This window comes from Paenibacillus sp. FSL H8-0282 (genome assembly GCF_037963825.1).
GTDB lineage: Bacteria > Bacillota > Bacilli > Paenibacillales > Paenibacillaceae > Paenibacillus_AQ > Paenibacillus_AQ odorifer.
On record NZ_CP150146.1, the window covers coordinates 5,824,633 to 5,848,734 of the forward strand.

General features: G+C 42.5%; 20 protein-coding genes and 1 riboswitch. Of the genes, 2 read left to right on the forward strand and 18 right to left on the reverse strand.

What is annotated here, in order from left to right:
• Nucleotides 1-28: 28 nt before the first annotated feature.
• From mnmH to NST94_RS25280, 15 genes are all read right to left on the reverse strand, one after another.
• Entirely contained in the window at nucleotides 29-1,066 is a 1,038-nt protein-coding gene (gene mnmH, locus NST94_RS25210) for a tRNA 2-selenouridine(34) synthase MnmH (protein WP_076130476.1), read from the reverse strand.
• Between the two features lie 58 nt (nucleotides 1,067-1,124).
• Nucleotides 1,125-2,186, reverse strand: a complete 1,062-nt coding sequence (selD, locus tag NST94_RS25215) for a selenide, water dikinase SelD (protein ID WP_248549572.1) — start codon at nucleotides 2,184-2,186, stop codon at nucleotides 1,125-1,127.
• Between the two features lie 146 nt (nucleotides 2,187-2,332).
• Complete coding sequence (locus NST94_RS25220) at nucleotides 2,333-2,518, reverse strand: hypothetical protein (RefSeq protein ID WP_339281407.1); 186 nt, start codon at nucleotides 2,516-2,518, stop codon at nucleotides 2,333-2,335.
• 259 nt (nucleotides 2,519-2,777) lie between these two features.
• The gene (locus tag NST94_RS25225) at nucleotides 2,778-3,605 is read right to left on the reverse strand and encodes an alpha/beta hydrolase (RefSeq protein WP_339188472.1); all 828 of its coding nucleotides are present in this window, start codon (nucleotides 3,603-3,605) and stop codon (nucleotides 2,778-2,780) included.
• A gap of 87 nt (nucleotides 3,606-3,692) precedes the next feature.
• Nucleotides 3,693-3,879, reverse strand: a riboswitch (cyclic di-AMP (ydaO/yuaA leader).
• Between the two features lie 434 nt (nucleotides 3,880-4,313).
• Nucleotides 4,314-4,487 carry a hypothetical protein gene (locus NST94_RS25230; RefSeq protein WP_169744809.1) on the reverse strand — a complete coding sequence of 58 codons (174 nt, stop codon included), beginning with the start codon at nucleotides 4,485-4,487 and terminating at the stop codon, nucleotides 4,314-4,316.
• A gap of 84 nt (nucleotides 4,488-4,571) precedes the next feature.
• Nucleotides 4,572-5,330, reverse strand: a complete 759-nt coding sequence (locus NST94_RS25235; protein ID WP_339281408.1) for a Nif3-like dinuclear metal center hexameric protein — start codon at nucleotides 5,328-5,330, stop codon at nucleotides 4,572-4,574.
• Between the two features lie 60 nt (nucleotides 5,331-5,390).
• Nucleotides 5,391-7,445, reverse strand: a complete 2,055-nt coding sequence (locus tag NST94_RS25240) for an alpha-glucuronidase family glycosyl hydrolase (protein ID WP_339281409.1) — start codon at nucleotides 7,443-7,445, stop codon at nucleotides 5,391-5,393.
• Between the two features lie 82 nt (nucleotides 7,446-7,527).
• Nucleotides 7,528-8,547, reverse strand: coding sequence for an endo-1,4-beta-xylanase (locus NST94_RS25245; RefSeq protein WP_339281410.1), 1,020 nt, complete (start codon nucleotides 8,545-8,547; stop codon nucleotides 7,528-7,530).
• A gap of 45 nt (nucleotides 8,548-8,592) precedes the next feature.
• Nucleotides 8,593-10,125, reverse strand: coding sequence for a glycoside hydrolase family 43 protein (locus NST94_RS25250; RefSeq protein ID WP_339281411.1), 1,533 nt, complete (start codon nucleotides 10,123-10,125; stop codon nucleotides 8,593-8,595).
• A 47-nt stretch (nucleotides 10,126-10,172) separates the two neighbouring features.
• Nucleotides 10,173-11,075 carry a carbohydrate ABC transporter permease gene (locus NST94_RS25255; protein WP_139329891.1) on the reverse strand — a complete coding sequence of 301 codons (903 nt, stop codon included), beginning with the start codon at nucleotides 11,073-11,075 and terminating at the stop codon, nucleotides 10,173-10,175.
• A 59-nt stretch (nucleotides 11,076-11,134) separates the two neighbouring features.
• On the reverse strand, nucleotides 11,135-12,103 hold the full coding sequence (locus NST94_RS25260; RefSeq protein ID WP_076130468.1) for an ABC transporter permease subunit: 969 nt from the start codon (nucleotides 12,101-12,103) through the stop codon (nucleotides 11,135-11,137).
• Nucleotides 12,104-12,190: 87 nt separating this feature from the next.
• Nucleotides 12,191-13,897: a sugar ABC transporter substrate-binding protein gene (locus NST94_RS25265; RefSeq protein WP_339281412.1), complete on the reverse strand. Its 1,707-nt coding sequence runs from the start codon at nucleotides 13,895-13,897 to the stop codon at nucleotides 12,191-12,193.
• Between the two features lie 115 nt (nucleotides 13,898-14,012).
• Nucleotides 14,013-15,548: a response regulator gene (locus NST94_RS25270; protein ID WP_339281413.1), complete on the reverse strand. Its 1,536-nt coding sequence runs from the start codon at nucleotides 15,546-15,548 to the stop codon at nucleotides 14,013-14,015.
• Between the two features lie 17 nt (nucleotides 15,549-15,565).
• Nucleotides 15,566-17,368, reverse strand: coding sequence for a sensor histidine kinase (locus NST94_RS25275; protein WP_076184836.1), 1,803 nt, complete (start codon nucleotides 17,366-17,368; stop codon nucleotides 15,566-15,568).
• Nucleotides 17,369-17,387: 19 nt separating this feature from the next.
• A complete protein-coding gene (locus NST94_RS25280; protein WP_076194119.1) occupies nucleotides 17,388-18,926 on the reverse strand; it encodes a response regulator in 1,539 nt (512 codons plus the stop codon).
• Between the two features lie 261 nt (nucleotides 18,927-19,187).
• Between NST94_RS25280 and NST94_RS25285 the strand changes: the two genes are divergently transcribed.
• Nucleotides 19,188-20,390: an MFS transporter gene (locus NST94_RS25285; protein ID WP_076130464.1), complete on the forward strand. Its 1,203-nt coding sequence runs from the start codon at nucleotides 19,188-19,190 to the stop codon at nucleotides 20,388-20,390.
• On the forward strand, nucleotides 20,383-21,048 hold the full coding sequence (locus tag NST94_RS25290; protein ID WP_076194117.1) for a TetR/AcrR family transcriptional regulator: 666 nt from the start codon (nucleotides 20,383-20,385) through the stop codon (nucleotides 21,046-21,048). Before NST94_RS25285 ends, NST94_RS25290 begins: the two co-directional genes overlap by 8 nt.
• Nucleotides 21,049-21,085: 37 nt before the next feature.
• Here the strand turns inward: NST94_RS25290 and NST94_RS25295 are convergent, their stop codons facing one another.
• The 3 genes from NST94_RS25295 to NST94_RS25305 all read right to left on the reverse strand — a co-directional run bounded on the left by NST94_RS25295 (nucleotide 21,086) and on the right by NST94_RS25305 (nucleotide 24,040).
• The gene (locus tag NST94_RS25295; RefSeq protein ID WP_248549568.1) at nucleotides 21,086-22,156 is read right to left on the reverse strand and encodes a trifunctional transcriptional activator/DNA repair protein Ada/methylated-DNA--[protein]-cysteine S-methyltransferase; all 1,071 of its coding nucleotides are present in this window, start codon (nucleotides 22,154-22,156) and stop codon (nucleotides 21,086-21,088) included.
• A 7-nt stretch (nucleotides 22,157-22,163) separates the two neighbouring features.
• Nucleotides 22,164-22,952 carry an isocitrate lyase/phosphoenolpyruvate mutase family protein gene (locus NST94_RS25300; RefSeq protein WP_248549567.1) on the reverse strand — a complete coding sequence of 263 codons (789 nt, stop codon included), beginning with the start codon at nucleotides 22,950-22,952 and terminating at the stop codon, nucleotides 22,164-22,166.
• A gap of 161 nt (nucleotides 22,953-23,113) precedes the next feature.
• Nucleotides 23,114-24,040: a DMT family transporter gene (locus NST94_RS25305; RefSeq protein ID WP_248549600.1), complete on the reverse strand. Its 927-nt coding sequence runs from the start codon at nucleotides 24,038-24,040 to the stop codon at nucleotides 23,114-23,116.
• Between the last annotated feature and the right edge of the window lie 62 nt (nucleotides 24,041-24,102).

The following is a 24,102-nucleotide window of genomic DNA, read 5'->3' on the forward strand; positions in this document are numbered from 1 at the left end:
AAAGCCCCCTTTAACCATAACGCGAAACTTATACTTCCTGACGTTTTAAAAAAGAACGCACAGCAGTCTCAGCTTCATCCAGATTATTCACTTTAAAAGTAACTCTCTCAATGCCTTCATACTGAGTGGACGTATAATCGTATCTAGGATCATAGTAATATTCTAGCAGCAGCGCCACAGCTTCGCCGAACAAATCTGCCTGCAAGCATCGCTCGATTTCTGCCGCAATAGGGATATGAATTCGGGATTTAATACTCCGAAATGCAGAAATACATTGCTCCTTGTATTCTACTGGCCGATAATCCTCAAGGATTTGCTCCACTCTGGCATGCAAAGGCATCTCAATCCAGATCTGCGTTCCGCTCTCTTTTTGCTCGGCCATAAATGGGGGCATTACTACCTTACCAATCTTTTTGCTCTCCGCTTCAAATAGTACATAAGGAGAATCTCCGATCTTAATTAACTCCTCTAAAAGAAGACTATCGAACGTTTTTTGATTGTTCGCACGAAGGCCAATCTCACCAAAAATAGAACCGCGATGACCTGCCATCCCTTCCAAATCCAGAACAGGATACCCCTGTGTCTTCAGACGGTGTAACAGATTGGTTTTACCTGTGCCTGTATTTCCGTGAATCACATAAGACTTCGCCTTACATTCATAGGACTCCAATTCGTCGAGCACCCATTTACGATAAGCCTTATAGCCGCCTATCAGCCGGTAAGCATGAATATCCATTAAAGAGAGTACGGTCGCAGTTGTACGGCTGCGCATACCTCCCCTCCAGCAGAATACTGCTTTGTCTCCTTGAATCGCTGCAAATTCTTTGACAAAAGAAGGCAGTTTTGCCGCAGCAATCTCCAAACCACGTTCTTTCGCGGCCTGCACACTTGTCTGTTTATACAACGTCCCTACTTCAGCCCGTTCCTGATCATCAAAAAAAGGAATATTCAAACTATCCGGCAGCGTTGCATCTTTATATTCAGAAGGAGATCTAACATCAATAATGGTGATCTGCTTCTTGTTTTTTAACACTCTAAGTTCTTCCAGTGTAATGTCCTGAAACAATATGCTCTCTCCTCTGGTGGCTAACCTTCATAATTTGCTCTAAGCTGATATACAACAGTTATTCCACAGCAGCTATAACCGTAATCTGACCCGGATGCTCTTCCGTTACCTCTCCGATCAATGCCGCTTCTACCCCTGCATCTACTAACTCTTTTAGCAAATCTTCGCTTTGTTCAGGGGCCACAGAGATCAGCAGTCCGCCAGAAGTCACAGCGTCACATAGAATATAGCGGCTTAGTTGGTCCATCTCTTCCGGATAAAGAATGCTGCCTTCCAGATGGGCAAAGTTATTCTTAGTGCCTCCTGGAACAAATCCCTGTTCCGCAAGCTCTCTTACTCTTGGCAGCATCGGTACATCGCCTTGACGAATGATCAGGCCCGTGCCGCTCCCTTTAGCCATTTCCGAGGCATGTCCCAGTAGCCCAAATCCGGTAACATCTGTACAAGCATGTACATCATAAGGCTCCATGATTTCAGCCGCTTTTTTATTCAAAGTAGACATTACTGTCGTAAGGCGTGTGGTTTCTTCAGAAGATAGCTGATCCTTTTTAATGGAAGTTGTTAAGATCCCCACACCGATAGGCTTCGTTAGAATCAGCTTGTCTCCCACCTTGGCGCCCGCATTCGTTCTTACTTTGTCAGGATGCACAAGGCCCGTAACGGCCAATCCGAATTTGGGCTCTTTATCGTCGATGGAATGTCCGCCCACAAGAGTAGCTCCTGCTTCCTGTACTTTATCCGCTGCACCGCGCAAAATGTCACCGAGAATGCTTTTATCTAAAACAGAAATAGGAAAGGCCACAATATTAAGCACCGTAAGCGGCTTTCCACCCATCGCATAAATATCGCTTAATGCATTGGCTGCTGCAATTTGACCAAATGAATAGGGATCATCCACGATCGGCGTGAAAAAATCAACAGTTTGCACTAACGCTAATTCATCACTTAAACGATACACCCCTGCATCATCACTAGTATCAAGACCTACAAGTAGATCCGGGTTAGGAACAGTTGGTGGCAGACTACGAATAACCTGCATGAGATCGGCGGGACCGATTTTGCAGCCGCAGCCCCCTTTTGAAGATAATGAAGTCAGTTTTATAGTTTCAGCTTGAGACATCATGACTCAGCTCCTTTAGTATGAATTATCTTAATCTTACACGAGTAGATCGCATTGTACAAAATGCAAGAGTAGCAGATGCGTTGCTTACTACGCCTCCTTCTATAACTATTTAGAGTCTATTGTTCTTTCCCACGTCTGGTGAGCTATATTTGGTGCTGTGGTAGGGTAGGGACATTAAGTGGCGTTCTAGGTACAATATGCTTGTAAATGTTCAACATCCATCGGTTAGTAAAATAACCAAAGGCTGGCTCATTCGTAGATTTCACTACGGATAAGCCAGCCTTTAATTGGATGTCCATTATATTAGGGAAATCCTCCCTAATGTTCATCGATAATCGCTTTAAAATGAGGTTTTTAGGGAATTCCTCCCTAAAAATTCATGCAAATACCCATTTATGGCTAAAAACATCCTATTATTAGGGAAGTTTTCCCTAATCCATGTTCTAGGAGCCATAATCTCCTTCACTTTAGGGAGAATTCCCCTAAAGTTCAACCCAAAAGGACGTCCCATAGCCAGCTCGTGCTCCCTGGCTATGGGACGTCTTTTTTCTCACTTAAACGCTTCGCTTGTGAAGGTCTCCCAATAGATCAGCTAATCTGCTGAGTACCCTGCTGCTTCTCTAAGAAACGTTGAAGAATCGCATTGAATTGCTCCGGTTGGCACAGATTACTTGGATCTAATGCGTTCGGAATAATCGCCAACTGCGCATGTGGCAGCTGAGACACCATTTCCTTCATACAATTCACTCCAAATTCATTAAAGTCCCCTACAATACATAAAGCAGGACGTTTAAAAGCCTTTAAGCATCTGGTGTAATCAACATGGCTCGTAGCCAGCCTTTGCCGATATAGCTCCCGGGGACGTTTGTCCAGCAGCCCTCTTCTAATCTCATTGTAGGCCAGACTCCAGCGCTCTCGGTACATCATCCGAATCGAAGGCAACACCAGCTCGCTTGGGAGATAATACATTAGTAAACTGCAATATGCTGCCATAGTTTGTATTTTCCCTACTATTGTTGATCCGTGAGTCCTACAAAAGCTATCCGCAACCACAATGGCTTTTACACGCTCAGGATATTGTTTGGCAATATGCTGAACGACTAAGCCACCATAGGCGATTCCTACAAAAACTGCTTCACGGATACCTAGGTCATTCAACAGCATAATCAGATCCAGACATTGCGTCTCAATAATCTCATGTGGGGCCTCCAGCAGTTTACCAGACTTGCCATTCCCCCGTAAATCGCACAAAATCACTTTATATTTATCGGAAAAATACTCCAGCTGTGGTTTGAACATACTGTGTGTTAATCCATGTCCATGGATAAACACAACCGGAGTGCCAGTTCCATTGATTTCATAATAGAGCGAAGTTCCGTTCAGTTTAGCGATAGGCAAAGGTAACACCTCTTTCATAATAAATTCTACGACTATATCTGCTTAAAAACGCAGCAAAAAACCACAGAGGGATTCTCTGTGGCTATTCATCACTAAACACGCCATTCATCCTCTCTCCATACGCTTACGAGGTTAGCTGTCGGATTCGGGCAGTGAGAGTTGCCCTACCTGCAGGGATGCATATTATGCACCCGGAACAGGATTCACCCCATAACCAGTGCCGACTCTCACATCGGCTGCCAGTTGTTGGTTCCCCCGCTTTCCAGAAACGGAAATTAAGCGGATTGCTTATGTAATTGTAAATTTAAGATAATTCTCAGTTCTGAGATGAATCATACTCTTGTAAGGTTTTCTTGTAAAGGAGGGCTCTGGTCAAAATAATGTTGAAAGCAATGCTTTTCATTTCATATTAAGCATACTCTTCATTTTCTCTTTCTTTTGCTCTTGTTTACTCGTTTTCTTTAGAAAAACAGCTCTGAAGCAAGCGAAAAAGGGGGTGATTCACCAGTACTTTCCTATTTAATAAGAAACGACAATCTTCAATACCAATATTGGGCCAGTTTCTGTACCTTGGGGTGTTGGTCGTTTCTATGTCCCCGATCCGTTTGGCAAGCTTGTTAATATTATTTCACATGAACAGCACGAATGATTTCATAAAAAAGAAAAAAGCTAAGCAGAATCAGAGATATCCCCCTGTCCACTTAGCTTCCTTTTACAATACTATGGCTACAAAAGATCGGCGTTTTTCAATGCATGCTCCCAGCTTGGAAAAAAGAACAGCGCACTTCTCATAAGCTCTGGGTCGCTTTGCTTTACTTGTTTTTTACTGATCGAGCTTCCGTCGCTTTGCAGCTTTTTGATCCGACTTAATACTTCATCAGCCTCCAAAGGAATTTCCATTGAAACACTCCTTTCTCAGTGACCTGTTTCCCTTCATTTTCTCCATAATATGTTTATTTATTCCGTACTCTTAATTTCCCCAGATTAAACCATCTGATAGATGGGTTGTTCAGCAATGAACCGGGTAGGAAGCATGGGATATTTGTCTGCTAAGATTTCAGCTAAATATTTCATCCCCGGCGCTTCACTCTCCGCATGACCTAACATGATGAGCGCTTTAGATCTGCCTTGGTGCCCTGCATCCCGCACATATTCCGGAGTCTCCCACTCTGGTCCTTCTCCAGCAATAATTAAATCAAGATTGTGATCATTAAAAAGTGGAATAGCCATCGTCCCGCCCCCTCTGTAACCTACTAATATCCCTATGCGTTTGCAGGACAGAGACAGGTCACCAGCAGCGCGTACATAAGAGATCCCTAGCTTACTTTTAATATACTGAGCAGCTTCCAGTACAGTCATGGCAGGAATAGTGAGAATCGTAGCAGCCGCTTGCTGCTCTTCCACATAGTCTGACCAATCCAGCTCTCGCAGCAAACCCATCATAATCCCATCTTGCTCTTGCCGATGCCAATAATCATGATAACGAAAAATAGCTATTGGGGAATGTCCGATCAGACTTTTTTTCGCATGATAAACCGGATCACCTTCTAACCACTCGTTCGCCGCATGATGGCTATAAAATACACCTTCATGCGTGATCAGCAAATTGGCTCCTAACGCTATTGCTTGCTCCACAATATTTTGTGTGGCAGAAAAGGCCGTAATAATCCCTGTGACTTCAGTTTCCGGTTCCCCTGGGTTCAGAATATCCACAGTCCCTTCTACCTGTTCCACAGTTCCCATTAAATCTTTCAAAATCGCTCTAATCGTGAGGCTCACTATCATCATCCCTCGGTTCAAAATCTAATAAATCTTTCTGCCTTTAAGATCCTCAATTCCGCTCTTGCGGTAAAAATACGTATTGATCCGATCTCTCCATTCCTGCGCATGCTCTGCTTGCTCTTCAAGACGTTGCTTCACTTGCACATACAATCCACTATCCATGCTGCCTTCAAGTGATTCCCATGTTGCTAGAAGCTGTGCAGCCTGCTCTGCCCCCTCGAAATGAGTATCGTAGATATGTTGTATAACCGTTTGCCCCGATTGCAGAACATGCGTGTATGGAACATGATGGAAGAACAGCAGCAGCTCTTCTGGACAAGACGCTAGATTCTCATAATTTGATGCATTAAGACCCATATACTGTCCGCTATACCCCGTTCCCGATTTGACTGAACGATCCACACCAATGCCCTTATGATCCGCATAATGGTACGTTCCCCACTTGGCGTATTCATATCCATCCACATTCGGCCCATAATGATGATCCGGATTAACCATCCAGCCCACACCTAATGGAGCTGTGTAAGATTCGTAAATCCTCCATGAGTCCATTAACATCCCGCGAATAGCAGCCACTAGACCTTCATCAGTGCCAAAGGTAAGGCGAATCCATTCCTCAGCTATTTCTTTTGCCGTCAGCTCCGGATTCCAAATTAATCTCCCATATCCATACAGATTAGCTTGAGCTAACCCATGCCCCGTCCAGTTCATGTCATCCCCAACATTAGTTACAGCAGCCACACCATTATACTTATTTCCCCACACCGATCCGTCCACAATATGTTTCACAAGCGTAGTTTGCCCTTTGGCATAAGTATTGAAATCAAGGACTTCTTTCCACTGTGGAACAAGATAACAGAGATGCCGCTGCTGCCCCGTATATTCTTGAGCAATCTGAAACTCCATCAGATGATTGGTATGTTCCAGTGCGCCAAACAGCGGAGATACCGGTTCTCTGACTTGAAAATCCATCGGTCCATTCTTGATTTGCAGCACTACATTATCATTAAATCGGCCATCCAATGGTTTGAAATGATCATACGCTGCTCTGGCCCGATCGGTCTTACGGTCACGCCAATCCTGCTTGCAGTTATATACGAAACAACGCCAAATCACGATTCCGCCAAACGGCTCCAGTGCTTCTCCAAGCATATTAGCGCCATCGGCATGGTCACGCCCGTAAGTGAATGGCCCTGGTCGATTTTCTGAATCTGCTTTGACCACAAACCCGCCAAAATCAGGGATCACTCGATAAACCTCACCAGCCTTATCTTTCCACCATTGCCGCACCGCTGGGTCCAGTGGATCAGCTGTCTCCAATGCTCCGATCTGTATCGGACTGGCAAAGTTAGCACTGAGGAATAGCTTAATTCCGTATACGCGGAATATTCCTGCAATTAACGCGATATCAGGCAAATATTGCTCCGTTATAAATAGAGATTCAAGCTCATGAACATTCACATTGTTAATCGAAATCGCGTTGATCCCCACAGAGGACATCAATCTGGCATAATCACGCAGCCGCTTTGTATCGTTAAGAAATTGATTGGACTCGTAAAAAAAGGACCGTCCAGCATAGCCACGTTCAATACTGCCATCAAAATTATCCCAGTGATTAATCATTCGCAGGCCGTTCCCCGGATTCATAGACAAATTCAGACCGTCTATCTCGCTTTCTGTTCCTATCAGCCGTAACAGATGGAATACGCCATACAATATTCCAACAGGCGTTGAAGCACCGACAGCGATACATTGCTCAGTAGCGTTTGTACGTATAAGGAAACCTTCAGGACCCAGTGAATCGGTTCGCTCTCCTGCGAATACTCTACCAATTAACGGATTCCCCCCTTGGAAGGTTCCTATAACGATACACGGTCCTTCTGGTTGCGCTGTGAGCAGTGGCGCTTTGCCCAGCATAGAGGCCATCCCCTGTATGAATTCCGCGGCTGCCGCCTGAATCGTCTCGTTGTCCTCCGTTACAACCAGCTCACCACACCAATTTGTATATTGATTGTATAGAGATCCTGATTTCAGCTGGCCATAGTTGAGCCAAGCCTCATAAGCGGTATTTGTCATGTTTATTCCTCCCGTATAAATAACCCGCCCTGGATTGAAAAGGACGGGTTCATAATTCGCAAGCTTGAGCAGGTTACCCGCTCTATGATTTGGTGACAGCGTTAAGCAATTGGTGATAAGCCGGCTTAGGATTATGCCGCTCATCGAATAGAAATGGCCAATTTTTCCGTCCCCGAACAGGGAAGCCGTCCAGCCATGTATAGTCATCCGCTGCTCCCCAGAAAGTGACTGAGCTAATCACGTCGCGGTATTCTTTCAACAGAGCAAACATCGCTTCATACCGCTCTGCCTGCAGCTCGAGCAGTTCGGCAGGTGCAACCTTTAAATCCATTCGTTTGTCATCGAAACGGAACATGGACACATCCAGCTCTGTCAATTGGAGCTGAAGCCCTAAAGATGCATACTTCTCAATAGCAGCACGTATTTCATCTAAGTCCGGATCGTATAGATTCCAGTGCGCTTGCAATCCGACGCCATGGATCGGTACTTCCTGTTCCAGCAGCGACTTCACCATTTTATAGATTTTGTCGCGCTTAAGGGGATTAGACTCGTTATAGTCGTTGTAGAATAACAAAGCCTTTGGATCGGCTTCATGAGCGAATTCAAACGCTTTGCCGATAAATTCCGGTCCGACAATATCCAGCCACTTTGACTGGCGAAGAAGTTCTTCTCCTTCATCTGCAATAACTTCATTTACAACATCCCAAGAATAGATATCTTCCTTGTAACGCCCAACCACGGTCTGAATATGTGATTTGAGCCGTGCAAGCAATGTCTCTTTGCTTACACATCCGCCCTTCTTATCCTCAAACAACCAGTCCGTAGTCTGGTTATGCCAGACTAAAGTATGCCCACGCATAGCCATATGATGTTTTCGGGCGAACGCAACCAACTGATCTGCTAGTTTAAAGTTATAAATGTCTTCAAGCGGATGCAGACTTTCAAACTTCATCTCATTCTCAGCGGTAATGCTATTGAAATGATAGGCGAGTAAGTGCTCCTGTGATTGTATCGTCATCGGGTTAACGGCTGCGCCAATTTTGAAATCCTCAGCAAATATTGTTTTTAGTGCAGGTTCTGTGTAATCACTAGCTTGTCTCAACAAGTTCCCTCCTGACAAACGCATTTATATCAGTATTCAAATAATTCAAGACTGATAATCGAACCAATCGAAGTAGGCAGGCACCTCAGCCACCTTGCCATGACCTGTTGCATATAATCCGATAAGAACACCCGTAAATCCATTTCCTTTTACAGCTTGAGGGGATAATGGATACGCTGCTGCTGTTGATAGCTTATTCCACTCCTGCCCATCCAAAGAATAAAGGAAGCTGTATTCGGTAAGCTCAGCCTTAACTTTCAAATAAATTCGCTCGGCAGTAGTTGGAACCTCTGCCACTGTATGGGTTATTCCATCCATAGTCACATGAGCTGTAATCACTGTTTGCCCGTTTTTTTGAACAAGTCCAATTTCATAATGAGCATTCTCATCTAATCTGGCGCAAAGTCCAGCTTCCACATCAGCAATAGATGAAGGCATTTCAAGCAGCGTGCTCCATTCTGCCGAAGTATGCTGCTGTCTTCTGCCTACAAAAGCCACTTGGCCTACTTCACTGAGACCTGCAGATTGTCCTCGAAGAGATAACCATCCCTGTCTTTCGTTTAAGGACCAGCTTCCCTCAGCCGGATTCCGCAGAAAGGCTAATCCTAGCGGCAATACTTGATCATCAAAATCATATCTTCCACTAGTCTTAGGTTTTGGCGATTGACCAGGTACACGTGAAACCTTCATTTCCAGTCCAACTGTGTCTTCATTATTATCGATCATCGGCCATCCGTCTTCAGTCCAGCTTACGGGAGCAAGGAAAGTCTCTCTTCCAAGCACAGTAAATTTTGCATCTACTAGTCTTACCCCAAGGAATACGGCCCACCAATCCCCGTTACGATCCTCAATCAAATCGGCATGCCCTAAATACTGAATGGGATTGTCAGTACCGCTGTGCGTCAATATTGGATACGGCAATCCTTCAAACGGTCCATATGGAGAGGAGCTGCGGCCAATGATCTCCCGATGTTCCTTAGCCGTTCCTCCTGAAGCCGTCATGATATAATACATTCCATTTATTTTGTACAAATGGGGTCCTTCCGTCCAAGGTCCGCCATCCCCAGTCCAGATAACAACAGGTTCTGTTAACGCTGCTCCCGTAGCAATATCTATCTCATATTGGATGGCATGGGAGTCATAATCTGCCCCCTGCTGGGTGGTTACATATACCTTTCCATCCTCATCAAACATTAGGGAAGGATCAATTCCTCCATAAGGAATACTAATCGGATCTGACCACGGACCCGCAGGATCCGTAGCCGTAACATAGAAATTTCCTTTCCCGTGTACTTCGGTCGTTATCATGTAAAACGTTCCTTCATGATACCGGATCGTTGGGGCAAATATCCCCCCAGAGCTCTTGCTTTTACGAGTATCCAGCTGACTTACACGATTGAGCACATGACCTATTTGTGTCCAGTGAATCAAATCCTGACTATGAAAAATAGGTACGCCAGGGAAATACTCAAAGGAGCTGCAAACTAAATAGTAGTCATCCCCTGCCCGAGTGATACTTGGATCCGGATAGAAGCCTGGAAGTATCGGATTCGTGTATGTGATTGAAGATGGGGTCATAATTTAACAGACAACCTTCCTATTACTTAATAGTGATTGCAAGCTCCTTATTCCTTCACGCTTCCTACATTTAGACCGACCACAAAATATTTCTGCATGAATGGATAAACTAGCAAAATTGGAACCGAAGCAACGATCGTAACGGCTGCCCGTATGGAGATTGGTGTAACCATGGCATGTACCGACTCCTGAGTCATCCCTGTCCCATTATTTACACTAGGGTTACTGTTCGAGTTCATAGTAGAGGATAGCAGCTTCATTAATTCATATTGCAATGTACTCAAGTTCTGGCGGGAAGAGGTGTAGATAAACGCATCAAACCATTGGTTCCACGCACCTACTGCAACAAAAAGGGCGATGGTAGCAAGAACAGGTTTACACAAAGGGAAGACTACTTTCATGAAGATCTTGAATTCCCCGGCACCGTCGATTCTTGCAGATTCCATAAGACTCTCATGTAAGGTACCAATATAAGTACGGATAACGATCATATTAAATGCACTTACCATGGACGGGATTACATATACCCAGAACGAATTGAGCAAATGAAGATCCTTCATAAGGAAATAGTTTGGAATCAGACCCGCACTAAAATACATGGTAAGGACGAATATAAAGGTAATATGTTTGCGGAAAACATATTCTTTCCGGCTTAATGTATACGCAAGCATCGTAGTTAAAAATAGATTCAGGATCGTAGATATCACTGTTCGTGCTACCGAAATCCAAAAAGCATTATAAATTGTACCTGAGGCAAAAACCGCTTTGTAGTTCTGTATGGTCCACTCTCTAGGCCATAAATAAATGCCGCCGCGGATGGTATCATTCCCCGCATTAAAGGAGACTGCTATAGTATTCAGGAATGGATACAAGGTAACAATAACTAGACAAACCATAAATATAGTATTGAAGGTGCTGAACACTACGGGTTCGAACCTCAGATTTTTCATCCGGTTTCCAGCATTACTTTTTGGAGATTTTTGAGGAATCAATTGAGTTTTTTCCATGATTATAACAGCCTCTCTTCCCCTAGCCGCTTCGCAGTCCAGTTAGCTAATAGCAGCAACGTTACACTTACGACTGTTTTGAAAATACCACCCGCGGTAGCTAAGGAATAATTCCCTTGCGCTATACCATATTTCAATACAAATATATCAATCGTTTCCGACCAATCTACGACAAGCCCGTTTCCTAACAAGTACTGAACCTCAAATCCAGCTTCCAGTACATGTCCTACGGACATTATTAACAGGATTACAATGGTTGCTTTCATGCCCGGCAAAGTTACATGACGCATTTTCTTATACCGGTTCGCTCCATCAATCTCAGCAGCTTCATATAAAGCCGGATCAATAGAGGCGATAGCCGCCAAGTAGATGATAGTACTCCATCCGACTTCTTTCCAGACGTGTGAAGCACCTACAATACCCCAGAAATACTTCCCTTCACTCAACCAAAGGATCGGTGAATCAATGAGATGCAATTTCATGAGCACGATGTTGATAATCCCGTCATTAACCGAAAGAGAAGTAGCTACAATGCCTGTTACAATAATCCAAGAGAGGAAGTGAGGCAAGTAGGATATGGTCTGAACGGTTCTTTTCCAAAATACATTTTTGATCTCATTAAGCAGCAATGCCAGTATTATCGCAGTCACAAATCCTAGAACTAGATTAATTAGGCCCATGGCCAACGTATTGCGCAGTACTCTCAAAAAGCTATCGTCCGTAAAAAGAAACTTGAAGTGTTTTAAACCCACCCATGTTTGTTCACTAAATGCTCTAGCTGGTTTATAATCTTGGAAAGCCATCGTCCATCCCCAGATGGGAACATAAGCAAATAGTATAATATAAAGCATTAATGGAACCGACATCCAAATCAGCTGTTTCTGATTCTTAATCAAGGTCATAGTAATCGGTTGCTTCTTTTTTCTTTTAGGATGCCGGTTAACTTTTTTCCCCGTTAATATCTCATCCATATATGTTTTCTCCCCACATCATCCATATATTTCAGAAAGTGGTTGGCCTAATAAGCCACCACTTTCTGATTTTTAAGCAAGCTCTAACTATTTAACACTCCAAGTATCAAATCTCCATTTAAGCTGTTCATTGATTTTGTCTTCATAGGCTTTGACATTCGCTTTACCAATTTCTCCAACAAAGTCATTCCAAACCTTATCGAATTCTGATGGACTGGCCAAGATTGCTTTTGGCAGGTACTTGGTTCGCAATTCATTCAGCTTCGTTTCGGCAATTTTGGCATCTGAGCCTTCAACAAGATCTATGGACCAAGCTGGATAAGCTACTGGGTTCGGCTCAGGCTCGCTGAAGAAATCCACATAACTGTTGAAGCCATAAGCATCAAGGATTTCCTTGTCATACGGCTTGAGTGCAGCCCGGTATTCTTCTGGTTGAGCCGCAGCATCTGTTGAGTTTCCATCCTCAAAGAATCCTTGCAATTTCGGAGCTGTAGCATACCAAGCATCTGCTTTGTTGCTGAGCTTCCATGTAGCATCAACTGCGTTCTTCCGTTGTTCTTCATTTCTTATAAAGCGGCCATTTTCCACTTGATAATCTTCACCTTCGATACCCCAAGTGAAGATTTTTTGCCAATCTTCTTGAATCAATGTATCCATTAGTTTAATAATTCTTTCAGGATTTTTGGCATTGATACTGATCCCGAAGCCATTATTCAAGTTCAGCGCTGGGCGATCCAGATAATAATCTTTAGTGCTGGTATCAAACACAAGTGGAAGTCCTACATAAGTTCTTTCATCTTTACCTTGTGTCCGGAGTGAATCTTCTGCTGAACCAAAGTTCCAGTGCTGATCAAACATTCCCAGAACGGCTCCACTGGACAGTTTTGCCAAATATTGATCGTAGTTTTGCACAAATGTTTCTTGGTCGATAACGCCCAATTGGTTCATTTCATTAAGCTTTTGATAGTATTGCTTAGCGTAGTCTTTATCTGCGAAGATTTCTGCAACGTTATCATTAACAACCACTCCGCCATCATTCGGGTGCCCGATCAGATGCTGAGGAGCGTTAAACAATCCCCAGTTTCTCCAGTCGTTGTTAAGAATTTCGAATCCGATGGTTGGCGTTCCATCGATAGTTGGATTTTTTTCTTTATATTTCACAATGAGGTCAAAATACTCGTCCAAGGTCTTCACCTTTGGATAACCAGCATCTTTCAGGATGTCCTTCTGAATCCAGAAAGCAGGACCTGCATAATAGGTTGTATTCACTTTACCGTTATACGCACCATAATTCGGAAGCGTATAAATATGTCCATCATTCGGGTCTTTCATCATGTTCCAGTAATCTGCGTAATGCGCTTTCAAGTTTGGAGCATATTGTTCAATCAAATCTTCAAGCGGGATAAAAGCTTCCGCTCCTGTCAGCTTAGTATTGGCAGTCATCAAATCCGGATAATCCTGACCGGCAATCATTACGCCTAGCTTCTGGTTAAGATCCCCAGCTAAGAATTCGAAATTGAAGGATGCGCCTGTTTTTTCTTTAATCATTTTGTAAATTTTATTATCTGGTGTTGGTTGCTGGCCTGCTTCTCCAAGAAAGATACTAATTTCAAAAGGTTCAATCTTATCAGAATCTGTTCCTGCAGCAGTTGAAGTGGCTGTTTCTGCTGGTTTGTCTTCCCCTTTAGCCGTCGTATTGTTGCTGTTATTTCCTCCGCACCCTGCTAAGGTAAAGCTTAGGGATAACACAGCAATCAGACTAAGTTTCCATTTGGATATTAACTTGCCCCCCATAAAGCACCTCCATATATTTGTTGGTGTAACAATGTTGTAAGCCCTTACAAGTTAAATTATAGAGGTGATAATCTTCTGAAAATACGCCAGAATTAAAGATGTACCCCCAAAAAGTTTAGGTATTAGTGTTTTTAAATTCGTTAGGGCTCATATGCAGCTTTTTTTCAAATTGCTTGAGGAACTGACTATAATTGCCATAGCCCACTTTTTCAGCGATTTCACTATTTTTTAATTTATTTTGTTGAAGTAAATGTACTGCCTCTTTTATTCGGAGGTTATGCAGCTGTTCATTGAAATTAATACCGTTCTTCTTGATCAATAATTGACCCAGATATACCGGGTGCAGGAAAAAAACCTCTGATAGTCTCTTAATAGTAAGACATTCGCGAAAATGCTCTTCAATATAATTGTTAATCTCCTGAACAATCCCCTGTGATTTTAGGTTTTGTTCCTTAAGAAGGATATCGATACTGGCCTCGCCGCAGAATAGCAAATTACGCATTAAGTCCGTCAAGGTGATCATTGAGTCTAACATCGCGGGGATTCTAATTTGATTAGATAAGGAGGACTCATGAACTTCACTGGCTTCCGAGGTAAACTCAATAATCTTATACATCATATGAATAACAATTTTCTTCACAACCTCTGGAGCGATGCGCTGTTCCCGGAAACTGCGGGCTGCCGAGTTCACAGCTTGGCTAAAGCCTGCGGAGTCCAGGGTGTTAATCGGTCTTATCAAGTCATCCATCAGTTGAATTTGATCATAATGATAACTAAAGGGACTATCCTTAATCTCCTGATAAGTCAGGATCTCTACATTTTCAGAAAAATAAAAATAATACATTAATGCTTCTTTCGCCATTCGGAAACTGTTCCCGATCTGAAGCAAGGAGCCTACACCAGCACCTGTTGCAATATATAAAGCTTGTTTGGGGTGTTCATTCAGCAAAGGAGTTGCAATCTGATCGATCACAGCTCCCTCAGTGGACAATGAATTGTATCCATATACGATTCCAAAACAATGACTCTCCAGATCCATCAGGAACATCGAATCTTTATCGGTTAGGAGGGCTGAGGCTTGCTCTCTGATCTCCGTATACAAAACCGGCTCTGTCTGTATCAAACAAATATTCCAATGGCTTTTCCCTTCCGATAGTCGGTTAAGGATCTCCTGATTCAACTGCTCAGCTTTCTCATGCAGCATTCCTTTCAGGAGAGAAACAGCCTCCTCCGCGGAGGCTATTTGATTTAAACTGCGCTTCTGAGCTTCCTGCTCCAGCTCCTGATATATCTCCAGCAATTCTTCTGCCGCCTCTTCCGGAAACACTGGCTTCATCAGATAATGATTAATTCCATAATGTATAGCTGTCTTGGCATATTCAAACTCACTATAACCACTTAGTATGGCAAATTTGATCTCCTTAATCTCAGCTTGTTGCCAAGCTGCGACCATCTCCAGCCCATTCATTAGCGGCATATTAACATCCGTAATTACAAGATCTGGCTCTAGCTGTTTCATTAGCTCCAGCCCCTCTTTGCCATTGCTGGAGGTTCCACATACCTCAAAGCCAAGCTCCTGCCAATCAATCCACAGCTGCATCGCTTCAAGCGCACTAGGCTCATCATCGATCAATAATACTTTGTATTTCATTGGGGGTCCCTCACTTTCTAGCTATTCTTCCGTTCCAGGAGTTTTAGTGGAATGTCAAAAGTGACAATGGTCCCTTCATCCGGAACGCTGCTGATATCAAAACGGACCTGATCTTCATAGTACAATTCTAATCGGCGGTACACGTTGCGGATTCCGATATTCGTTCCCGAAGACGCTTCATTTTGAACATTACCTAATAATTCTTGCAGCTTCTCTGGCTCTATCCCTTTACCGTTATCAGAGACGGTAACTTTTAATCGTCCCTCCTCCACTAACGTCTTCACTTTTATCACACCTAGTCCCTCTATGGCCTGTAGACCATGTTTGCAGGAATTCTCAACGAGCGGCTGCATGCTTAGCTTGGGAATCTTATATTGAAGCGACTGCTCATCGATCTCAAATTGATAGTCGAATTTATCCCTGAACCGGAATTTTTCAATTTTCAAATACATCTCAATGAAAGTCATTTCTTCTTCCAAGGTAACGAGATCCTCTTTCCAGCTCAGCAGCCGTCTAAGTAATTTCGATAAACTCTTAATGATATCCGTAACATCTGAGTAATTATTTTTAGTACAGACTACCAAAATGGCATTTAACGTATTAAACAGAAAATGCGGATTCATCTGGCTTTGCAGGAAATTCAGCTCAGCCCTTACTCTTTCCATCTCCAGATTATTTTTTTGAATCTCCAGTTTATATACATCATTGATCAAGGAATTAATGGTAGTGGTCATCCTGTTAAAATTACGGATCAGGCCCCCGATCTCATCCTGGCCTTCATCAATCCGAATCAGCTCAAATTTCTCATTGGATACTTTCTGCATATGTCTGGATAACCGTTTCACCCGATAATTATAGGATCTTAACATCACATATAAAAAAGCGGTTGTGATTAGCGTGACAATGGACGCCAGAATCCCTGCATAAATCCTAATCTCCATTATCGCTTGGGCAATACGCTCACCTTGTGTAATTCCTATTATCCGCCAGCCTTTTATATAACTAGCTCCGCCGACGGGTACAATATGCACATCCTCCTTGCGCTCATCATCCTGCAGCTTGAACACGGGATAAGGTTCCGTGGTGCCTCTTTGATACCCGCTTTGGGCAGACATAATAATCTCGTCCTGCTCGTTAACCAGATAAAGACTCAAGTAATCTTTTTCTCTGATAATCACGTCATATATTTTACTGAGATCCAAGTCAATTCTAAGCAGCTTTTCAAATTTATTGTATGAGCTGTAAGCGTCCATTCGCTCAATAACACTCAAATAAGGCGCTGTAGAAATCACACTAGAGATGTCACTCATATGATAAGCGGCAAGAAACAGATGTTTATTCGCAGCCTTCGACTGCTTATACCATTCACTATTCATAACCTTTTCATTGATGACCTGATAGTTGCTGCCAGAAACAATGGAATCATTGTTCGTGAATACAGTAATCCGTTCAATCTGATTGTTCACCGGCATATAGCTATTCATGCGGCCTCTTAGCTGTTCATCAAAAGTGTCATAGAATTCAATAGAGTTCCCATACGTCCGCTCAAGCAATTCATACAGGTTCTTATCAGCAGAAAGCGTATAGCTGACAGCTACCCCACCTTCAATGAAGTCATGAATATCCTTTCGGGCTCTTTCTAAGGATATCTCTAGATTCTGCTGCTCTCTCGATTTGATCAGATCGGAAATCCGATCCAAAAAAACAAGGTTAATAATAATGATAGGGAGAAGAACACCTATGATATAAATAAGGGAAAATTTATAATTTAAGGGAATATCATTCACTACTTTTCTAAATCTGAATTTTTTTCTCTCCATATGAAACACCTTGCTTCCCCTAGAGCTGTTGGTTCTTATTCTCATTTTTATACACGGATGGTACTACCCCTACAAGCAGCTTAAACTTATCTATAAAATAATCAGTGTTAGAGAATCCCACCTGCACCGCTATATCCGATATCTTTAACTGTGTTCGCTTCAGCAGACTTTTTGCCTCTTCAATCCGTTTGGCATTTAGGTATTCACTAAAACCCTGACCCGTTTGCTTTCTGAACAGTTGTCCCAAATAGGTAGAATTAATATGAAATTGTTGTGCCAAATCCTGAAGCTTTAATTTATTCCGAAATTCCCGATCCACATACTGAATAACCTTGTAAATCGTATTTTGTTCATTCTGCTGCTCTAGTTCAGACAGATAGACGGCAGCCCGTTCACACAGACTTTGTACATAACGGCTTAATATAAAATAATCACTAAGCTCACCTAGATTTCCGTATTCTTGCTGAAGCTTAATCATAATCGTATCCGGGTCTCCATTCATTTGAGCTATAATTCTACAGATCGTAAGCTCTAAATGGGCCACTTTTGCTTTTACAACTTCAAGGGTCAACAGATTCTCAACGAAAGCAGTGAACGCTTCTTTTACACAAGGCTGGATCTGTTCCGTATCATTCGTTTGGACCTTATGCAGCAGCTGTCTGAAATGGTCCTCATGAGGTTCTTCCTTTTTCAGGTTCCTAAGCTCACTATAATAAAAGACCCCTCTTTTCTGCTGATGCGTTTTTCGTTTCCATACCTCAAGTGCCTGCCTATAAATCTCTCGAATCGAGCTCACCCCGACCATTCTGCTGCTAAGTGCTAAAAAGACCAGCTCCTGTGATTGTTCAGTGAGATCTGAATGCATCTGGTTGACGATAGTCTCCAGGCTCTCATTGCCGATAGAAGCAGACTGAAGAATGATCCCCGCTCTTCCCGATCCGTCTTGAAAGAAGCAGAAGTGTTCCTCGGAAAAATAATCACTTATCTGCGGTTGGAATGGATTCATAGAGGAGGCCGGTTCGATAAGAATACACATTAACTCTGCATCCGCTTGAAGCTTCAAGGTGTTTCGGGTTAGAAGCTCTAAATTTTCGTTATACTCCCCTTGGATCAGGCGGTTGATGATATTATTTACGATAAAAAATTGCTTTTTATCAAACTCCTCATTGGAAGCGATTTCATTTTGGATTATTGGAGTGATCCTGCTTAATAAAGCCTCTATTTCTTCATCATCAATGGGTTTTAATAAATATTCATTTACCCGCTGGCGCAATGCCGTACGTGCATACTTGAAGTCATCATATCCAGACAGAATCACAAATTTAGGAGGTTTCTCCATGACCTCATTCAACTTTGTAATAAGCTCAAGTCCGTTAATTACAGGCATATTAATATCCGTAAGAACCAGTTCCGGTTTATTCTCCTGGATAAGCCTCATCGCATCCGTGCCGTTTTGAGCTTCACCACAAACTTCATAACCGAATTTTTCCCAGTCGATCATCGTCCTTAGCCCCTCAAGAACCCAGGGTTCATCGTCCACGATCAGAACCTTAAGCATGATGTTCGCTCCAATCTTATTAAGATAAGCCCGCGCTTTACACCAAAATATATAGATCATGCTATCATACTTGGATAATGATGTGAATTCATAAATTTTCCTTCTTTTGTTTAAAACAGTACTTTTTTTACTTGAAAAAACGCACAAAAAACGACGTATCCTATATTTCAGATACACCTTTACAAGGGCCCATCATTCCATTATCATGGTTTACATCGAGTAAAGAATTACATAGTGTAAACCATATGGGAGGGCTAAGATATGAGCAGCTTATCTAAGTCTGCTAGATTTCCACTTTTCATTCTGATGTTGAATCTATTTATCGCTTTATTAGGGCAAGGTATGGTTATTCCCATTCTACCTGAGTATCTGAAGCTGTTTAATGCGTCAGGAGCTGCTGCCGGATATCTTATTGCAGCTTTTGGAGCAGCACAGTTTATTTTTTCACCTATAGGGGGACAGCTTTCGGATAAATGGGGAAGAAAATCAATGATCATTTCCGGAATGTTTTTAACCGTACTTTCAGATCTGATATTTGCTGTCTCTACGACATTGCCCCTACTCTATGTCGCTAGATTTATTGGGGGTATAGGTATCGGAATCATGGTTCCTTCCAATATGGCCTACGTCGCTGATATCACCACCCATGAAACCCGCGCTAAAGGTATGGGGTACTTGGGGGCCTCCATGAATTTGGGTATGGTACTTGGTCCAGGGTTAGGCGGCATTATCGCTGGGTTTGGCATACGGACGCCTTATTTTTTTGCGGGTGGACTTGGACTTATCGCTACGATACTTTGTTTTTATATGCCAGAGACACTACCAAAGGAAAAACGGAAACCCGTTAACAAATGGGCCCCTCGGGAATCTATTCGTAATCAAATCGTAAATTCATTCCGGACGTCCTATTTCCGCTATCTTCTGCTCATTCTGATCATGACATTTGGTCTGATGAATTATGAAACGGTGTACGCCCTTTTTGTGGAACAAAAATACGGTTTTGATGCAACGAAAATCTCAATCATTATTACGGTTGGTGCTATTATAGGCATTATTGTGCAGATCTGGCTGCTTGATCATCTGATTAAGAGACTTGGCGAGATAAAGCTTATACGTATATCATTGGTGATGACCGCTATAACCTTATTGTTGATGATATTCAAGATCAATTTAGGTTATTTATTAGTTGTATCCGGTTTATTTTTTGCTTTTAATGCTTTTTTACGACCCACAGTAAGTACATTGATTGCCAACTCAGCTGGTGATCGGCAAGGATATGCTGCCGGATTAAATACAACGTATACCAGCATAGGAAACATACTTGGACCCATTTTAGCGGGATTGATGTTTGACAAACACATGGATATCCCCTATATTTTTGGGGCAATTATCCTGGCATCTGCCTTTTTCATCACCTTACAAAAACCAAAAAAAGAACAAGAAAGGAGTGTAACCCATGACTGAGAACTGGCACCAGAATTTAAAAAACAGAAACCGGGAAGAATTGATTGCTGCGGCGAAGGATCTTTTTATGAAGCAAAGCTTTCTCAAAGTTAATATTAAGGATGTCTGCGACGTGGCTGGTGTAAGCCGGGTTACCTTTTATAAGCATTTCCAGTCCATGAACGAACTGATTTTTGAGGTCCAGATGGAAATTCTGGAGAGCATGACGCAATTTGTTAGAAGCGCACCTTCTTCAATTGAAATGAATGGTAAGCAAATGCTTGCTTCGATGCTTAATGCTTGGATTGATTATGCCCGGCAACACCCAGGTTACATCAAATTCATTCTTCTATTCGATTTGCATTTTGAAGCCTATGATTACAGTAAAGAACTCAAAGAAAATTACAGAAATTTTGTGATGCGGGGTAAAGAACGACATTTCTTAATGGATGCTCTGGAGGCCGGAGTTAAAGATGGATCATTAAAATTTGATACAGAACCCTTATCCACTGCTCATTTCATCTTCACGTCTATGATGGGTTTATTGCAGAAAATGAGCCTGATTTCCAAAGACGATTTCAACAACGAACTTCAGGATATTCAAATTGCTAACCGATTTGTGGACATGTTAGTTCAATATTTAAGTACAGAAAGTGATGAATCTCCTGCCTTGAAGTAAGGGGACCCATCACTTTCTCCGTAATAGAGAGAAGTAGTTAAATGAAATTATTCTGCTTTAAGGAGCGGTTAGACTCATGTTTGATTAACCATTCTTTTCTGGCAAGCCCGCCTCCATAGCCCCCCAATTCACCATTGCTATTTATCACTCGATGACATGGAACCAAGATTGAAAGTTGATTGGTGCCATTCGCCCTTGCTACAGCGCGGCAAGCAGAAGGATTGTTGATTTTCTCTGCAAGCTCCTTATAAGAAGCTGTCTGTCCCAGAGGTATTTTCCGGAGTTCATTCCACACCTTTTGCTGAAAGTCTGAGCCCAGATAACGAACCGGCGTTGTAAATTCCGTAAGTTCACCGGTGAAATACAGCTTCAATTCCTCCTCAATTTGGTGAAGGACGGCTACCTTTTCAGGTAATATAGTTGCATTTAAGCGAGTGCGTAATCTCTTGATTTCATTTTCAAGTCCCTTGCGATCCACAAATTCCAGCAGTAAAAGACTCTCTTCATCGGAGATGGCCAGCATAGAACCCAATATCGTTTCTATCCAAGTACAGTACAGCACTTTAATCTGCTTGGAATGATTCGGGACAGTCCCCATCGTTCGTGAAAAAGCATCCCTAAACCCATTGCTCGAATCGTACCCGCTTTCCAGTTGTGCGTTAATGATTGAATCCCCATTCCTAATATGTTTGAATGCCAGTCCTAAACGTCTAGAACGTGCATATTCGATAAAGGTCATTCCAAATTGTTTCTTAAATTGGCGGCGTGCCGTGTTTGCACTAATAGACAGCTCATCAAAATCTTTATCTGTCCATTTTCGTTCCGGATTGCTCTCAATAGCTTCTACTAGCAGCTTTACTTCAGGAGACATTTTTGTTGGATTGGATAGCGGCTGACACCTTTTACAAGGTCTATATGAAGCTAATAAGGCTTCCTTGGCTGTAGCAAAAAACTCACAATTTTCTTTTAATGGCTTTTTAGCGGGACAAGTTGGCCTACACATGATGCCCGTTGTTTTCACTCCTACAAAAAATACGCCCTCATAATTCGAGTTTTTCTCGACCAGCATCTTATAATATTTATCGATATCCTGCTCATTAGTTATCATAGTGTGGTTAGCTCATTTCTAAATAAAGTCCTGAGGCATCAAGCATTTGCCGGGCATTTTCTTGGAGGTTATGTTGTGCCTGAAAGAAACTACGCGGTCCATAGCTAATCCGTTTCACGCCAATATTTTGCAATTCATGATTTGAAAGCATACTGTCCATAACCATGATATTCACAGGCAGTGGCGATTTTTTAACAAATTGTTCAATCAAGCTTGGATCAGCGAGCCCCGGTATAAAAATCCCATCCGCTCCAGCGTCTGCATAAGCATAGGTACGTTCTATAGCTTGATTGACTAGATCCATCGAATGTTCCTTAGCCTTGAAAAAGATATCCGTTCTAGCGTTAATAAACACCCGCTTTTGCAGTTCGGAGGCTACTTGTTGTATGGTTTTGATCCTCCGGCTTTGTTCGCTGGTCTCCCATAGTTCATTGTTAGGATGATTTACGATCTGATCTTCAAAATTGATACCACAGATATCTAATTGAAATAACTGCTCCATGTTATGCGCTAAAATATCCTCATCTATAGCATATCCACCTTCGATGTCTACGGTCAATGGAACCGTTACCCGTTCGGCAATCCTTGAAATCATCCAAAGCATAAGCTCAAATGTAAGCTGTTCACCGTCCGAATATCCCCACGCTTCCGCCATGGAATAGCTGCTGGTTGCTACCGCCTTTGATCCAGCTTGCTCTATTGCTTTAGCCGAGGCTACATCCCAGCAGTTGTACAGGATCAGTGAATATTTTTGATCATGCAGCGTTTTAAAATAGTCATAGTTTTTAGTGTTCATAAGTGGTCATCTCCATTTAGTTAAGAATAGAACCACTATATAATAGACATCCATTATCGATACCAGAAAAATTAACACCAATCTTTTTTTCCACAAAAAAACACCGATAGATAATCTAATCCTCTCAGGATCAGATCATACCATCGATGCCAGTTTGCCGATTAAAGTTCTACCTTACGGAGTGATTGTTTTGGTGATTGTTTGGATGACTTTTTCCCTGTCCCCATCGGTAGGATTTGTGGAGCTGCGATCCCGATCAGAACTACGATAATCCCGATCCAGCGAAGTAATGATACCTCTTCTTGCAGAACTAACACGGAGGCTACTACAGCTGCCGGTAACTCCGCTGCCCCTAAAATCGCGCCTAGACCTGAACCCAGCTTCGGAACCCCGATCGAAAAGAACAGAACTGGAATTACGATGCCCAACAAACCTAGAGGTAGGCCGTATTTCCAAAGCCCATCGGTAATCGCACCGTCATATAAAAACGAAGGCGAAAAAACAGTCATAATAATAACCATTGCACTAGTGGTCATATACAAGCTTTTATTAACGGCAGGCACCTGCGTAGCTACTCTTCCACTCACAAAAATATAGAAAGCAAACGACACGGCTGACATTAAGCCAAAAATCACACCAGTGGTCGTAATTCCACCTATACTCGGCTCAAGGATGCCCCCCGCTAATACTGTACCAATTAGAAGGATAACCATCGAAATCACTTTTTCCCGACTAGGAAGTTTTCGATCTACAACCGCCTCCAGAATTACACCGATCCAAGTAAATTGGAATAACAGTACAATCGCAATCGAAGCAGGTAATTGTTCAACGGCGAAGCCATAAAAAATGCCAGTTAAACTGATGGTGATCCCAGCGGCTAATAATTTCCCGCCTGTTTTTAACCCTAATTTCTTTCGAGAAAATAATAAGACCAGCAAGAGCAGCATACACCATCCAAAAAAGTATTGTGATCCTACCAATTGTTTCATTCTAAAGCCATCGTTCATTCCAAGCTTGACGATCGTAGAGAGTGAGCCATAACTACAAGCGCCTAAAAAAACTAGTAAAGCATATTTGAATAACTTCATATTCATCGTAAACCTCTTCCCTTTCTCTTGAGCAAGCTCATTAACATAATAAAGCCCCTTGT